This window comes from Lysinibacillus sp. fls2-241-R2A-57, from assembly GCF_030209535.1.
Taxonomy (GTDB): Bacteria; Bacillota; Bacilli; order Bacillales_A; family Planococcaceae; genus Lysinibacillus.
This window is the reverse complement of record NZ_JARVRU010000004.1, coordinates 45,440-61,179: the sequence shown is the minus strand read 5'-3', so window position 1 is coordinate 61,179 and position 15,740 is coordinate 45,440. Positions and strand designations below refer to the sequence as shown.

The window sequence follows — 15,740 nt, the reverse complement described above, 5'->3', positions numbered from 1 at the left end:
AAGCGACGGAAAGAGGCCGAAGCGACGGATGGAAGAGCTAGAGCGACGGAAAGAAGGGCCAAAGCGACGGAAAGAGGCCGAAGCGACGGAAAGAAGGGCCAGAGCGACGGATAAAAGAGCGAAGTGGGCTCATCGGGACGCGCCTGGGAAAGCGCTCAGTCGGAACGGAAATCCCAACCCTGCGTTATGGTGATGAGACATAATTTCATCGAAGCTGATAAAAAAGGTGTGAAAAAATGCTTGGATTATATTGGTTTCTAAGTTATGTTGTAGGGAACTTTATGACGGCGTATGTCGTTGGAAAAGCGTATGGTGTTAATTTACAGGAGCATAAGAGTAAAAACTTAGGGGCTCGAAATGCTGGCAGTGTTATAGGGAGAGCTGCTTTTATATGGACCTTTTTAGGGGATTCTTTAAAGGGTGTGCTTATTGTTGCTGTAGGACGTTTATGGCATTTCGAAGAATGGGAAATAGTGCTAGGTGCTTGTTTAGTAATGCTTGGTCATTTGTTTCCGTTTTGGCTTAAATTTAAAGGGGGAAAAGGAGTAGCAACTTTTATAGGTGTAGGTCTGGCATTGTCACCAAGCTTATTTTTAATGATGGTTGTAGGGACAGCTCTTACCCTTATTGTAACTAGAAGTTTAACACTTAGCATGTTAGGTGGCTTTGTATTATATATTGGAGCGATTATTTATACAGATAAATTACTGTTATACATACCGATACTAATAGCAATAAGCTTTATGCTTATTAAACATATGTCGAATATTAAAGAAGCTCTAGGGAGTAGGGAGTGATTACATGTATTGGTGTAAAATAGCACATACAGAAGCGGAGTTTGAGGAAATTGCGCGATTAAATTATGAAACCTTTGTCGAAGAAATTCCACAGCATAAACCTAACTCCGCTAGAAAAAAAATTGACCGTTTTCATCATGAAAATACGTATATCGTTGTTTACAAAGGAATAGAACTTATAGGTATGCTTGCCTTTAGAGATCAAAGACCGTTTTCAATTGATGAAAAGATAGGAGAGGTTGAGCAATATCTATCAAAGGAAATTAGTAATAAGTTATGTGAAATTCGCTTGCTTGCTGTGAGGAAGGCATATCGAACAGGAAGAGTACTACTAAAATTGACACAAGCATTAACTGCTTTTGCATACGAAAAAGGTTATTCAGCAGCAGTAATCTCAGGTACTACTCGTGAAGAAAAACTTTATAAGCAAATGGGTTTTACTCAATTTGCCCCTGCTACAGGGACAGAAGATGCTTTATTTTTACCAATGGTATTAACGAGACAGCAATTTGAAAAGTCTTTACAGCAAAGACTTGCGAAGGATTGCCATACATTTTATCCAGGGCCAGTGAAACAAAACGAACCATTCCAGTATTCTGAGCTTTCTCATCGTTCGTTAGGCTTTCAATCAATATTTGAGCAAATGAGAAACAAGTTGCTTCAATTATCAGGAGCAGCGCATGTAGCTACAATTGTAGGAACAGGGACATTGGCAAATGAAGTGATGTTAGGGCAATTGAAGGCTCAACAATTAGGGCGTGGACTAATTTTAACAAATGGTGAGTTTGGAGAACGTCTTCGAAAACAAGCAGAGAGATGGTCATTGGATTTTGATGTGATAGAGCAAGATTGGGGAAAATCGTTTGATACAAATATGTTGGACTCGTATCTACAAAAAAAATCTTATCAATGGCTTCTTGCAGTACATGGGGAAACGTCGACTGGTACTTGTAATGACTTAAAAGGAATTTTACATCTGACTAAACGTTACGATATAAAGCTTTGCGTAGATTGCATTAGTTCGTTCGGAGCAATGCCATTTTCTTTAGAAGATTGTTATTTAGCGACTGCAGTAAGTGGAAAAGCTATTGGTGCACTTAGCGGCTTGGCTTTTGTTTTTTCGCAAAACATTGTGAAACCATCTACTACATTACCTGCTTATCTCGATTTAGCTAATTACCAGCAAGGTGCGATTCCGTTTACGTTACCAGCAGTACTTGTTGCAAATGTTGAAGCAGCATTACAAGCGTATCCAGAAAGATATGGACAGCTACAGCAACGCTTTACTACTTTGCTGCAGCTACCATTTATGCACTATCAAGTTTCAACTAGACAATATCCAATGTTAATCACTTTACAACTTCCTAAGGCTTTAGCAAATCTACAGAGCGATTTAAAGTTAAATGGGTTTTATGTTCATGCAGATAGCCAATACTTACGGCGAAGAAATTTTATACAGCTTTCAGTAATACAGCCAGATTTTGAGTTTGCAATCGATCAATTACATAATATTTTAAGTTATTATAAGCAAGTTGAAGATGCATAAGTTGACGTGAAAATTGAATACATTAGCTTTACATGAAAAATTCCTTTAAATCAAGAGGAGTGCCTGCTGTGTTGAGCCCAATTAATAATTTTAATCGTGCCTTTTGACCATTAATACCAGTTGCAAATATAGCTCCTAAGTCTTCGAGCATTTTGCCACCACCAACATAGCCGTAGACACCCTCTGCGATACCATTAAAACAACGGGATACGAGTATAACAGGAATACCGCGCTCTAAGAGACTCTCAATCCCTTTAACAACTGTTGGAGGGACATTACCTTGTCCAAGTCCTTCTAACACAACGCCATCATATTTACATGCGAGTACTACATCAAGTAAATCAACCTCCATGCCAGCATACACTTTCAGCATGGCCACGCGTTTTGGTAATCCATGAATATCTACATATTGGCGGCGGATGGGAGCATGATGAAACAATATTCTTGATTTTGTGATAAGTCCAATCGGGCCATACTGTGGTGATTGGAAGGTGTTTACAGAGCTTGTGCTTGTTTTTGTAGTGTTAACAGCAAGATGGACTTCATCGTTCATGACAACAAGCACACCTTTTTCACGCGCCTCTTCATCAACAGCTACACGAACGGCTTCCACTAAGTTATAAATACCATCTGCACCAAGTTCGTTGGAGGAGCGCATTGCACCCGTTAAGACAATAGGAATCGATAAATCAGTAGTTAACTCTAAAAAATAAGCTGTTTCTTCTAATGTATCAGTACCATGTGTGATGACAATGCCATCAATTTGCTCCTCTGAAACTTTTTCAATAATGAGGTTACGTAATGTAAGCATTTCTTTTGGTGTAATATGTGGAGATGGAAGATTAAAAGCCTCCATTTCAATAATTGTAGCAAGTGTGTTGAGTTTGTTGCTTTCCTTCATTAGCGGATTTTCCTTGTTTGGTATAACGGCACCTTCATCAGTCATTGCCATAGATATTGTTCCACCGGTATGAATTAATAAAATTGTTTTTTTCATAAAAAAGATATCTCCTTTTAAAAAGTTTTATGTCATTACATGGTATAATAATAGCAGTTTATCTTCATTCAGCAGAAGTCTCCCACCTTTGAAGGTGATGAGATGAATGCGAATATGGTTGTCCAACATCTAATGAAATAGATGAACTCACTCTAAGAACGCCACGTCCTGTGGCAAAACCATCTGCTGCTGATGCTTTGCTTTCTTGCAAAAAACATTGTTGGTCTAAAGCCTCCAGCGGATGTCACGGATTTTGAATTGTGCTAACATAATTTAAAGTTTGATCATAATTATGTCAAGGCGAAATTGATTTTTGAAAGGAGCCGGCAACATGATCATTTTATTATCAGCTGCCATTGCTCCCGGTCTAGCGCTTTTTAGTTACTTCTATTTGCGCAATCAGATGGCAACGGAGCCAAGAAGAACCTTACTTCAAACGTTTTTGTATGGCGCATTTTTAACGTTCCCAATCTTGTTTTTACAATATGTACTAACAGAAGAAGGGGTTTTTCGATATCTTTATCTACAAGATGTAGTTTTTTCTAGTGTAGTTGAAGAATTTTTTAAATGGTTTGTTCTTTTAATCGGAATCTACAATCATGTAGAATTTGATGATCCGTATGATGGCATATTGTATGGTGCAAGTATATCTCTTGGTTTTGCCACGATTGAAAATGTTCTTTATTTATTTTCATTTGGTTTAGATACTGCATTTATGCGAGCATTATTACCTGTCTCAAGTCATGCTTTGTTCGGTGTTGTAATGGGCTATTATTATGGACGTGCCAAGTTTTCGAAGCTTGCAAAGACGAAAGAAATGATTGCTATGGCGCTTTGTGCACCGGTAGTATTACACATTTTATATAATACAATTTTAACATTCAAAGGGTACTGGGTATATTTAATGATACCGTTTATGCTATTTTTGTGGTGGTTTGGGCTGCGAAAAGTCAAGCTCGCTCACTATCATCTTGTGCAACATTTGCATATGCATAAAAAAATATAAAGCGTAGAAATCTATAAAAGATTTCTACGCTTTTCTATTTTTTAACTTCTTTCAGCAAGTGTTTTATGTAACGTAAGTGAAACGGCAGTTACAAGTGTTTTATGTAACGTAAGTGAAACGGCAGTTACAAGTGTTTTATGTAACGTAAGTGAAACGGCAGTTACAAATGTCTAAAAACCTGCTGAAATATAGGAACTCAGTCTAAGAACGCCACGTCCTGTGGCAACGACTGAGTGACCAACATCACGTTGGCCCAAAGCCTCAGCGGATTTCACGTAATCGGAAAAGAGTTCAATATAGGATGTTAGCCTAAAATCGCTACCTGACCTGCATCGGTGCCGCTGCCGCTTCGCTTTCGCGCAATAAACATTTGCAGGTTTAAGCACAAAGCCTCTGGACGCAATTTTGCCGAGGCAAAATTGATATGTATAAAATGAGTCGTTTGTTTCAAGCTATGAATAAAAGGAGTGATAATAATGCGTTTAGTAAGCTTAATTTTTGCTTTGATGTTGGGGGTTGGCATATTTGCTATTCCGCAAAATGACGCCATAGCCTTTACCGAGCAACAGATTTCTCGTGGTGCTTATGGAGATGATGTCATTGAACTGCAGTCAAGGTTACAATACTTAGGATTTTATAAAAGTAAAATTGATGGAAAATTTGGCTATAACACATATTGGGCTTTACGGAATTTCCAAGAGAAATATGGTTTACCAGTGGATGGAATAGCCGGCGCTAATACAAAAAAAGCTTTATCTGGCAATTCAGATTACGATGAAGCTTGGGTTAAAGCTCAATTAAATGCAGGTAATCAATTTACCTATTATGGAGGCAAGCCACTTGAACAGCAAGTGAAAACGAACACTGGCGGCGGTGGTGGTGGTGGAGGTAAAAGTAGTGGTAGTAGTAATAATAACGGCACTAAAACTCAAGTACCTCCAAAGTATACTGAAAGAGACGTACAGTTAATGGCGAATGCGGTTTATGGTGAAGCGAGGGGAGAGCCTTATGAAGGTCAGGTAGCAGTAGCGGCTGTTATTTTAAATCGTCTGGAAAGTCCTGACTTCCCAAATTCAATTTCAGGTATTATTTTCCAACCATTAGCATTTACAGCAGTGGCGGATGGGCAAATTTGGCTTGAACCCAACGAACGCGCAAAAGAAGCTGTTATTGACGCTATGAATGGATGGGATCCTTCAGAAAATGCACTTTATTATTTTAATCCGAAGACAGCTACAAGTAAGTGGATTTGGTCACGACCTCAAATAAAACAAATTGGAGAACACATTTTCTGTTCATAAGAAAGGAGGAAAATAAATGAGAACTATGCTTGTTATACTTACTGTGGCAGTTATTGGATTAGGGGCATATAGCGTTCATGTGAATAAAGAAAACGCTAGTTTACAACGTACTGTGCTAGCTCAGTACACAAATAGTTTAACGGATGCATCTGAGAAATTATCTGGTCTACAAAAAGCTGTTTCACAATCTCTATTGTTTCAAGATGACAAAGCAATTGACAATGAGTTAGATTCTGTTTGGCGACTAAGCTCTGACGTTCAATCTTCTTTAGCTACTATTCCTGTCGGGCAAGAAGTCTCAAACGATTGGCTAAGTTACTTAGGACGCCTAGGAGATGAGGCAAAGAAAACAGCAGAAACAGGAGATTATGAAGCTTGGCGAAAAAAAATGCCACAGGTCTCTACAAATTTACAATCACTTTCAGATGAATGGACATCCGCGACAGTAGACTTTTATAAAAATAACGGTAAAATGGATGTCTGGTTACGACAAGTAGATACTAAGAGCCCGAATACAACATTTGATAATGTACAAAAGACATTAAAAGATTACAACGAAAAAGATTTCCCACTGACATTAAGTGAATCGGATTGGCAGAAAAAAATAGAACTTAAAGCATTGCAAGATTCAGTCATTACTGAAAAAGAAGCATTGGAAAAAGTGAAAAATTTATTCCCTATCATAAAAGATGCAACATTTACTGTTACGAAAAGTAGTGATACTGCACCATATCCGTTTTATCATATCCAATTCCACCAAGGTATTCGTTTAGGATATGTCGATTTAACAGAAAAGGGTGGGCATTTAATATCCTACTTAGTGGAACGCCCAGTAGATGAAGCAAGATTATCACAGGATGAAATTAAGAAAAAAGCTGAAGAATATTTAAAACGACTTGGCATGAATGATGTTGCATTTGTGGAATCTCGTGAAAACAATCAAGCATGGCATCTGACATTTGCACGTGTCCATCCTGGAGATAATGCGTTGATTTATGCAGATGGCGTTCAACTAAAACTTGCAAAGGATAACGGCGAGTTACTTGGTGCCAATGCAATGGAATATATTCAGGAAGAGACGATTAAATCACAAACTCCAAGACCAATTGATTGGAAAACTTTCTTCGATAATGATGTGAAAGTAGAGGAAGTAAGAAAAATTTATACAGATAACGGTCAATTTGATCAACGCCTTTGTTATGAGGTGATTGCGGTCCGTGATAAAAATACCCAAGAAACATTCAGAGTTGTAATTGATGCAGAAAATCACAACGTCTTAAAAGTGGAATATTTAACGTAATCTAAGGAAAAAATACCAGTTCATATAGCCAAAATGGGCATCTCATGCGATAATGAATTTATATTTGTGCTCGGGGAGATGCTCATGGAAATAAAAATTGGTACACAATTAGAACTTGAACCAACTTATACAGAGCGTGTTGAAAGATTTCGCTGTAAAGTTGTAGAACAAAAAGACAATATCATTTACATCGATTATCCAATAAATGTTGTCACAAAGAAAACAGCATTTTTAATAGACGGTTCTGAATTTAGTGCTACTTTTCTTACGGAGGACAAACTATCATTTGCTTTCAATACAGAAGTGATTGGACGTAAAGCTGGCAATATACCAATGATTATGTTGCACTGTCCAAAGGCAGAAGACTTTATCAAAATTCAACGTCGTGAATATGTACGAGTTGAAACACCCGTGGATGTAGCGATACAGTTTAAGGATTACAAATATCAGCTAGTAACTGCGGATATTAGCGCAGGTGGTTTGGCAGTTGTCCTAAAAGGGGCAATTGCTTTCCAAGATGATGATGAGGTTAAGTTAACAATTGTTTTACCGTATGCCAATGGGGATATTAAATATGTAATCACGGATGCGACGGTTGTTCGTATAGACGAAAACGATGACAAAAAAATAGCAACTATACAGTTAACAGATACAGATGATGTAGACAAACAGCATATTGTTCGTTTTTGCTTTGAACGTCAGTTAGTCAATCGTCGTAAAGAAACGAATCCTTTTGATGATTGATTTTTAAAAAAGCCCTCTGCTAGTAGAGGGCTTTTTTATGGTACAATGTGGTGTGATAGAAAGTAGGGAAGAATATGAAGAAAAACATTCAAATTGCGATTGATGGACCTGCTGGTGCTGGGAAAAGCACAATCGCAAAAATTGTTGCGGAGGCACTTGGATTTACTTATATCGACACGGGAGCAATGTATCGTGCTGTGACGTATAAAGCAATGCAACAAAACATACATTTAGATGATGAAACAAAATTAGCAGAAATGTTAGCATCTAGCACAATTGAATTAAAACCTTCATCTCATGGGCAGCTTGTCTATTTAGACGGGAAGAACGTGTCGGCAGAAATTCGATCAAATGAAGTAACTTCATCTGTTTCAGAAGTATCGGCTCATGCTAAAGTGCGTGAACTATTAGTGGCACAGCAACAAAAACTTGCAGCTAACGGTGGCGTTGTTATGGATGGGCGCGATATTGCTACGCATGTGTTAAAGAATGCAGAGCTAAAAATCTTTATGTCTGCAACTGTAGAAGAGAGAGCGAGACGTCGTTTTATTGACAATCAAAAGCGAGGAATTGAATCTTCAATTGAGAAACTTCAAGAAGAGATTGCTCTACGTGATAAAATGGATAGTGAGCGTGAAGCATCACCACTAATTCAAGCAAAAGATGCCATATTTTTAGACACGACAGCACTGTCAATTGATGATGCAGCACAGGCCATTTTAAAATTAGCGCAAGAAAAAATGGTGTAAATCCAAAAATTTCAGACATTTTTTGAATTTAAAGGATTTATTTTTGTTTTTGTCTTCAAAATCGAATAAAATAGTAAGGGAAGATGCGAAGGAGGGTTACATATGTCTGAAGAAATGAACTATGCAGAACAAACGTTTAACGAAGGTGATATCGTCAAAGGTATTGCAGAGCAGGTTGATGAAAAAGCGGTAACTGTTTCAATTCCAGGTGCACCATTCGACGGGATTATTCCGATAAGTGAATTATCAAGCTTACACATTGAAAAAGCGTCTGACTTAATCTCTGTTGGAGATGAGCTGGAGTTGATGATTACAAAGGTTGAAGATGAAAACTATGTATTATCAAAACGTAAAGTAGATGCTTTAAAAGCATGGGATACACTTGAGCAACAATTCAACGCTGAGGAAGTTTTTGAAGCGGAAGTAAAGGATATTGTTAAAGGTGGTCTTGTCGTCGATTTAGGAGTACGTGGCTTCGTTCCAGCATCCCTTGTAGAAGATTACTTTGTTGATGATTTCGAAGACTATAAAGGCAAATCTCTTAGCTTTAAAATTGTTGAGCTTGATAAAGAAAAAAACCGCTTAATTTTATCACATCGTGCTGTAGTGGAAGCTGTAAAAGCTTCTCAAAAGAAAGATGTTATTAACCAAATTAAAACTGGCGATGTGTTAGATGGTAAAGTACAACGTATTGCATCATTTGGTGCATTCATCGATCTTGGTGGTATTGATGGCCTTGTGCATATTTCACAAGTGTCTCATGAGCATGTGAGTGATGTGAGCGAGGTTTTATCAGAAGGACAAGAAGTTAAGGTAAAGGTTCTTTCTGTAGACCCAGAAAATGAGCGTATTTCGTTATCTATTAAGGATACGATTCCTGGCCCTTGGTCGAACATCGAAGAGCGTGCTGCTATAGGTACAATATTAGATGGGAAAGTAAAACGACTTACTTCATTTGGAGCATTTGTGGAAGTTTTCCCAGGTGTAGAAGGTTTAGTGCATATTTCTCAAATCGCGCATAAGCATATTAACACGCCACACGAAGCTTTGAAAGAAGGACAAGAAGTACAGGTAAAAGTGCTTGATGTAAATGCTGGAGATGGCCGTTTAGCACTAAGCATTAAAGATTTACTTGAAAATCCTGAGGCTGAGGAAGTAATCGACTATAAATTACCAGAAGAAAACACAGGCTTCTCTTTTGGTGATGTCATTGGCGATAAACTAAAAAACTTTAAATAAACTTGACAAGTGAGGATACAGTTTGTGTCCTTGCTTTTTTTATGGAGGAAGCGGATAGAAGAGGCGAAAATGACGAAAAAAATTAAAAAGAGATGGATAGAACAGTACATAGCGCGCTCTATTGTGGATATGATATGATATAATGGCATTTTTCGTGTATAATAGCGAAAGACAAGAAGTTGGAAGGATGAAGTACAGATGACGAAACCAGTAGTAGCCATCGTAGGTCGTCCGAACGTAGGTAAGTCGACGATTTTTAATCGTATCGTTGGAGAACGTGTATCAATTGTGGAAGATATTCCAGGGGTAACACGCGACCGTATTTATAGTTCGGCAGAGTGGTTAACACATGACTTTAATATTATTGATACAGGTGGTATCGAGATTGGGGACGAGCCGTTTTTAGAGCAGATTCGTCAACAAGCAGAAATCGCCATTGATGAAGCAGATGTTATTATTTTTATGACAAACGGACGTGAAGGTGTAACAGCTGCAGACGAGCAAGTGGCAAAAATTTTATACAAAACAAAAAAACCAGTCGTTTTAGCAGTGAATAAAATTGACAACCCAGACATGCGCGAGATGATCTATGATTTCTATGCGCTTGGCTTTGGTGAGCCTTGGCCTATTTCAGGCTCTCACGGCTTAGGTTTAGGGGATTTATTAGATGAATGTGCAAAACACTTCCCAAAAGAAGATGAAGAGCAATATGGAGACGAGGTCATTAAATTCTCGTTAATTGGCCGTCCTAATGTTGGGAAATCTTCATTAGTAAATGCATTTTTAGGCCAAGACCGCGTTATTGTTAGTAACATCGCTGGTACTACTCGAGATGCTATTGACACACCTTACGCGTATGATGGTCAAGAATATGTCATTATTGATACTGCAGGTATGCGAAAAAAAGGGAAAGTGTACGAAACGACAGAGAAATACTCTGTATTGCGTGCGCTACGTGCAATTGAACGCTCTGATGTTGTTTTAGTCGTTCTAAATGCAGAAGAAGGCATTCAAGAGCAAGATAAAAAAATTGCAGGTTATGCACACGAAGCTGGGAAAGCTGTAATCATAGTTGTGAATAAATGGGATGCTATTGAAAAAGACGAGAAAACTATGAACGTCTTTACTCAACAAATTCGTGAGCATTTCTTATTCTTAGATTATGCACCAATTATTTTTGTATCGGCTAATACTAAACAGCGTGTACATCAAATTTTACCGATTATACAACGTGTAAGTGAAAACCATGCAATGCGTATTCAATCATCTATTCTTAATGAAGTGATTGAGGATGCTGTGGCGCGTAACCCAGCGCCAGCTGATAAAGGCCGCCGTCTTCGTATCTACTATGCAACTCAAGTTGCGATACAGCCACCGACGTTCGTGGTATTTGTCAATGAACCAGAATTAATGCATTTCTCTTACGAACGTTTCTTAGAAAACCGTATTCGAGAAACATTTGATTTTGAAGGAACGCCAATTCGTTTAATTTCCCGTGCTCGTGCTTAGGAAAAAAATATACACATACAGTACGCCAACCCGACGAAAGTTGTTGGGTGGCGTCTTTTTACAAGAGAGGAAAGTATAATTTTTCTAATGTCTACTATAAGATTGCTTCGAAGGTTACTCGAATTAAAGTGTAATACAAGTCTTTCTCTAGCATTTATCGTAGCTAAAAAGGGTGAATTGTCTTTTTTCTTAACAAGGGAGGATTTTAAATGGAAAAAGTTTGTGTGTTAGGGGCAGGCTCGTGGGGGACAGCGCTTGCGATGGTACTTGCAGAAAATGGGCATGATACGCTTTTGTGGACCCATCGAACTGATCAAGCAGAAGAAATTAATAACCAGCAGACGAACAAGAAGTATTTACCCGAAACGATACTACCAGCAAATTTACATGCAACAAGTGATATTTCTGAAGCAGTTGCTCATTCAGAGATAATTGTCGTTGCCGTGCCAACTAAGGCCATTCGAGAAGTGTGTGAAAAAATGATGACATCACTCGATAAAAAAGTACTGTTCGTTCATGTATCAAAGGGAATTGAACCTGATACATTAAAACGGATTTCGGAAATTTTGGCAGAAAGTCTACCAGCTGAATGTGTAGAAGAAATTGTTGTACTTTCAGGTCCAAGTCATGCAGAGGAAGTTGTTTTGCATCATCCTACAACAGTGACAGCAGCATGCGCTAACATTGAAGCTGCTGAAAAAGTGCAGGATTTATTTATGAATCAATTTTTCCGTGTCTACACAAATGAGGATGTTCTCGGCGTAGAAATAGGTGGAGCATTGAAAAACGTCATTGCATTAGCAGCGGGTATTACAGACGGCTTAAATTATGGCGATAATGCCAAAGCGGCACTTATTACTCGAGGGTTGGCTGAGATTTCACGCCTTGGAGTCAAAATGGGGGGGAATCCATTTACATTCTCAGGGCTTACTGGTATGGGAGATTTGATTGTAACGTGTACAAGCGTGCATTCTCGTAATTGGCGCGCAGGTAATTTGCTGGGGCAAGGCATGAAACTTCCAGAGGTACTCGACCAAATGGGCATGGTTGTTGAGGGCGTACGCACAACAAAAGCTGCCTATCAACTAGCAGAGAAATATGACGTTGCTATGCCGATATCAACGGAGCTTTATGGCGTTTTATTTAATAATATAGAACCGAAAATAGCAGTTGATGCATTAATGATGCGAATGAAAAAACGAGAAATCGATGACATGATGCATTAATAATATATATTTGATCCGTTTTGTCATAAAATGGACATAAATAAGGTGTCTCAGAGAATAACTGAGACGCCTTATTCTTTTTAATCATCACTATAGGCGTGTTGATTAGGAAAAAATAGGTTTATTATTGAGCGATAAAAGGATTTTTTTGTTACTATTTTGCCGATATATTTCCATTTTAACTGATTGTAGCGTAGGGCTACTCGAGAGCTCCTGTCGCTTCGCTGTCGTCGCAGAGCATAGCTTCCCGCGAGAAGCGAGAAAGCGAGACAGACGAGACCCTGCACGGAGCGAATGTTTTCCGTGCGAAAGCGTAGTGCTAACGTAGCGACTGCGACAAAGTGAGTAGCTCGTAGCGGAAATCAGCCTCTTCGCATGTATAAAAATGGTTAATCAACTCAACTGTCATCACTATAAAGGTTGTCCATTTAATGATAGTTATTGGACAACTATTTCTTTTTAGCGAAAGCACATAGTATAATATAATTTGATTGTTTTCTGACATAGAGGAAAGGTGGTTGTCTTGAATGGGTCCGTTAGCACATTTACCTGCGCTTGATGTAATGTGGGTATCCTTTTATTGTATTGGTTTTATGATTATATCAGTCGGTTTAATTTATTTAGGTCGTAATAAGGTTTCCAACGTTTTTTTACGTACAATCGTAAATTTAATAGCATACATACTGTTTGGACTTGGCACATTTTTAATGGTACTAATTGTTGCCACATGGCCAGCATAAAAAATAATGAGGTGGAAGTGACATGAAAAAACTAAGTGCTTTTCTATTGGTAATAGCATCCGCAGTTCTTCTAGTTGGTTGTGTATATCCAGAAGACGAAAAAATGGCAAAATTAGTGCCTGATGCTGACCAATTAGCGGGGGTTCAGCGAGCGGTTGATGAATATCGTGAAGCAACTGGTGGACTAGTTCCAATTAAAAACAGTGAACTAGATACTGATATATATATAAAATATTTAATTGATTTTGATAAACTAGTACCTAAATATCTTGCGCAAATTCCTGGAAATGCCTACGAAAAAGGTGGTATTTTCCAGTATATTATTTGGGATCCTGAAAACGAAGCTAAAGTAAAGTTGGTAGATTTAAATGCCGCAGAGCGTATTCGTGAAATTAATATTCGTAAAATGTCTACCCAATATTTACCGATAAAGGATGCAACTGCAGATAATGTATATCAAATTGACTTTGAAGCATTAGGGTATAAAAATGACGTAACAGTGAAAAGTCCCTATTCCGGTGCCGAATTGCCAATGTTTATGACAGGTGACGGCGAATTACATGTCGACTATTCAATCGATTTAGGTCAACTACTAAAAGAAGACAAGCCTGATGTGAAGCCTGGAGATGATATTCGTCAGCTACTTGTCGATAAGTATCCAGTAGTTCCTGCATATTCTGTACCATATACAGTAGATGAAAAAGGTGAGCCGATTTTCTTTATGGAAGCCTATAATAGTGACGCAAAAAAAGCTAGAGAAAAGGTTATAGAAGAAGCTAAAAAAGAGGAAGAAGCAAAGAATAAAAAAGAGGAAGAAGCCAAGAATAAAAAAGAATAAATCAAGAAGCTCCTTACATTTGTGAGGAGCTTTTCATATTTATCTACCAGCTTGCATATAGTGAAAAAGCGTAGATAAAGGAGGCAGAAACCTTGAGTGAAGCAGTATTTAGAGAAATTGCAGAGCGCACAAATGGCGATGTTTATATTGGTGTTGTCGGTCCAGTACGTGTAGGTAAATCAACATTTGTAAAAAAGGTTATGGAATCGGTCGTGTTACCGAATATTGTGGATGAAACAGAAAGAATGCGCGCACAAGACGAGTTGCCACAAAGCTCGCCGGGGCCAGTCATTATGACTGCTGAGCCGAAGTTTGTGCCTGCTCAAGCAACACGTATTGCGGTCGGTGATGATGAAATGACGTTCCAAATTCGTTTAGCAGATTGCGTTGGTTATATCATTGAGGGTACAAAGGGATATGAGGATGAAAATGGGCCGAAATATGTGCATACACCTTGGCACACAGAGCCTATCCCATTCCAGGAAGCGGCGAAAATAGGAACAGATAAAGTTATTCGTGACCATGCCAATATTGGAATTGTTGTAACAACGGATGGTACGGTGAATGGTATAAGTCGTCGTGCGGCAGAGAAGGCCGAAGAGGAAATTGTTGAACAATTAAAAGAAATAGGAAAACCTTTTGTTGTTGTATTGAATTGCCAAATGCCAGCAAGGGAAGAAACGGTACAGCTTCGAAATGAATTATTTGAGCGCTATAATGTTCCAGTGATTGCTACTTCAATTGATCAAATGCGTGCATCTGATATTCAGTATATTTTGCAAGAAGCGTTATTTGAATTTCCAATCCGAACAATTGAGGTTGAGAAACCAGATTGGTTAGATGTTTTAGATGCAACACACCCATTGAACATAGCATTAATTGATTCGATGGAAGAAGTGTTATCATCAATTATGAAAATAAGAGATGTGCAGCAGGCGTCAGATGCCTTTAAAGCCATTGATTTTATAGACCAAAGTGAAGTGGTGCATGTGGATGCGGGTATTGGTACCGCAGTCATTCGAGTGTCATTGCAAGGTGAGCTCTATAAGTCGGTTTGCAATGAATGGCTAGATGAGCCAATTGAGACGAAGCGGGATTGGCTACTCTTTATTAAAGAGGCAGCAGAAGCAAAAGAGGCTCAAAAACGCTTTAAAAGCGCCATTAATGAAGCAGATTCGACTGGTTATGGTGTAACATTGCCGATGATGCAGGAATTTGAGCCAACAGCACCAGAGCTCATTAAACAAAATAATTTTTTTGGTGTACGTATGAAAGCAAAGGCACCATCTTATCATATCATTCGAGTAGATATGGAATCAGAATTCGCGCCACTAATAGGCTCTGAATTCCATAGTCAACAATTACTTAAGGATTTAAATCATGCATATTTACATGATCGTGAAGCATTATGGAGCACACAGCTTTTCGGAACTCCGCTGCATGAGGTATTAAAAGAGGGGATTCGCTATAAAATGGATGCTGTCCCAGCTACAGCCAAAAAACGGATGCGACAAACAATTGAACGTATGGTGAACGAAGGTGATAGAGGTTTAGTAACATTTATTTTGTAGTAATAAAAAGTGAAAAAAAGCGCAAAAAAATAGTACGGGGCTTTTCGTTTTTATGCGAAAAGTCCTGTTATTTTTGTTTTTTGGGTGAAAAATTGATTTTTTGGTTATAATCATGAATGAATACAGTTGCGTAGCGGTTTTCTATGTGTTACTCTTTTTACAGAATTGATTCATGAC

At 38.4% G+C, this 15,740-nt stretch carries 15 protein-coding genes; 13 read left to right on the top strand and 2 right to left on the bottom strand.

The genetic code is table 11. The features are described from left to right. Positions 1–236: 236 nt before the first annotated feature. Both QRN68_RS01400 and QRN68_RS01395 read left to right on the top strand, forming a co-directional pair. On the top strand, positions 237–797 hold the full coding sequence (locus QRN68_RS01400) for a glycerol-3-phosphate acyltransferase (RefSeq protein WP_285394809.1): 561 nt from the start codon (positions 237–239) through the stop codon (positions 795–797). A 4-nt stretch (positions 798–801) separates the two neighbouring features. After that, positions 802–2,343 carry an aminotransferase class V-fold PLP-dependent enzyme gene (locus QRN68_RS01395; RefSeq protein WP_285394808.1) on the top strand — a complete coding sequence of 514 codons (1,542 nt, stop codon included), beginning with the start codon at positions 802–804 and terminating at the stop codon, positions 2,341–2,343. A gap of 28 nt (positions 2,344–2,371) precedes the next feature. Here the strand turns inward: QRN68_RS01395 and QRN68_RS01390 are convergent, their stop codons facing one another. Further along, entirely contained in the window at positions 2,372–3,340 is a 969-nt protein-coding gene (locus QRN68_RS01390; protein ID WP_285394807.1) for an asparaginase, read from the bottom strand. A 64-nt stretch (positions 3,341–3,404) separates the two neighbouring features. Beyond that, positions 3,405–3,551, bottom strand: a complete 147-nt coding sequence (locus tag QRN68_RS01385; RefSeq protein WP_285394806.1) for a hypothetical protein — start codon at positions 3,549–3,551, stop codon at positions 3,405–3,407. Between the two features lie 120 nt (positions 3,552–3,671). Here QRN68_RS01385 and prsW point away from each other — a divergent pair, with 120 nt between their 5' ends. The 11 genes from prsW (at position 3,672) to spoIVA (ending at position 15,563) form a co-directional block, all read left to right on the top strand. Beyond that, positions 3,672–4,346, top strand: coding sequence for a glutamic-type intramembrane protease PrsW (gene prsW / locus QRN68_RS01380; RefSeq protein WP_285394805.1), 675 nt, complete (start codon positions 3,672–3,674; stop codon positions 4,344–4,346). 476 nt (positions 4,347–4,822) lie between these two features. Beyond that, positions 4,823–5,647, top strand: coding sequence for a spore cortex-lytic enzyme (gene sleB, locus QRN68_RS01375; protein ID WP_285394804.1), 825 nt, complete (start codon positions 4,823–4,825; stop codon positions 5,645–5,647). A 16-nt stretch (positions 5,648–5,663) separates the two neighbouring features. Further along, positions 5,664–6,947 (top strand): PepSY1/2 domain-containing protein, encoded by a 1,284-nt coding sequence (locus QRN68_RS01370; protein WP_285394803.1) that lies wholly within the window; start codon positions 5,664–5,666, stop codon positions 6,945–6,947. 84 nt (positions 6,948–7,031) lie between these two features. After that, entirely contained in the window at positions 7,032–7,691 is a 660-nt protein-coding gene (locus tag QRN68_RS01365; RefSeq protein ID WP_285394802.1) for a flagellar brake protein, read from the top strand. Positions 7,692–7,765: 74 nt separating this feature from the next. After that, positions 7,766–8,440: a (d)CMP kinase gene (gene cmk / locus QRN68_RS01360; protein ID WP_285394801.1), complete on the top strand. Its 675-nt coding sequence runs from the start codon at positions 7,766–7,768 to the stop codon at positions 8,438–8,440. 102 nt (positions 8,441–8,542) lie between these two features. Next, positions 8,543–9,679: a 30S ribosomal protein S1 gene (rpsA, locus tag QRN68_RS01355; RefSeq protein WP_285394800.1), complete on the top strand. Its 1,137-nt coding sequence runs from the start codon at positions 8,543–8,545 to the stop codon at positions 9,677–9,679. 198 nt (positions 9,680–9,877) lie between these two features. Beyond that, positions 9,878–11,188, top strand: coding sequence for a ribosome biogenesis GTPase Der (gene der / locus QRN68_RS01350; RefSeq protein ID WP_068982865.1), 1,311 nt, complete (start codon positions 9,878–9,880; stop codon positions 11,186–11,188). 209 nt (positions 11,189–11,397) lie between these two features. Beyond that, complete coding sequence (locus tag QRN68_RS01345; protein WP_285394799.1) at positions 11,398–12,414, top strand: NAD(P)H-dependent glycerol-3-phosphate dehydrogenase; 1,017 nt, start codon at positions 11,398–11,400, stop codon at positions 12,412–12,414. 527 nt (positions 12,415–12,941) lie between these two features. Continuing rightward, positions 12,942–13,154 carry a DUF2768 domain-containing protein gene (locus QRN68_RS01340; protein WP_285394798.1) on the top strand — a complete coding sequence of 71 codons (213 nt, stop codon included), beginning with the start codon at positions 12,942–12,944 and terminating at the stop codon, positions 13,152–13,154. A 22-nt stretch (positions 13,155–13,176) separates the two neighbouring features. Beyond that, entirely contained in the window at positions 13,177–13,992 is an 816-nt protein-coding gene (locus QRN68_RS01335; RefSeq protein WP_285394797.1) for a hypothetical protein, read from the top strand. Positions 13,993–14,084: 92 nt separating this feature from the next. Then, the gene (spoIVA, locus tag QRN68_RS01330; RefSeq protein ID WP_285394796.1) at positions 14,085–15,563 is read left to right on the top strand and encodes a stage IV sporulation protein A; all 1,479 of its coding nucleotides are present in this window, start codon (positions 14,085–14,087) and stop codon (positions 15,561–15,563) included. Positions 15,564–15,740 lie beyond the last annotated feature (177 nt).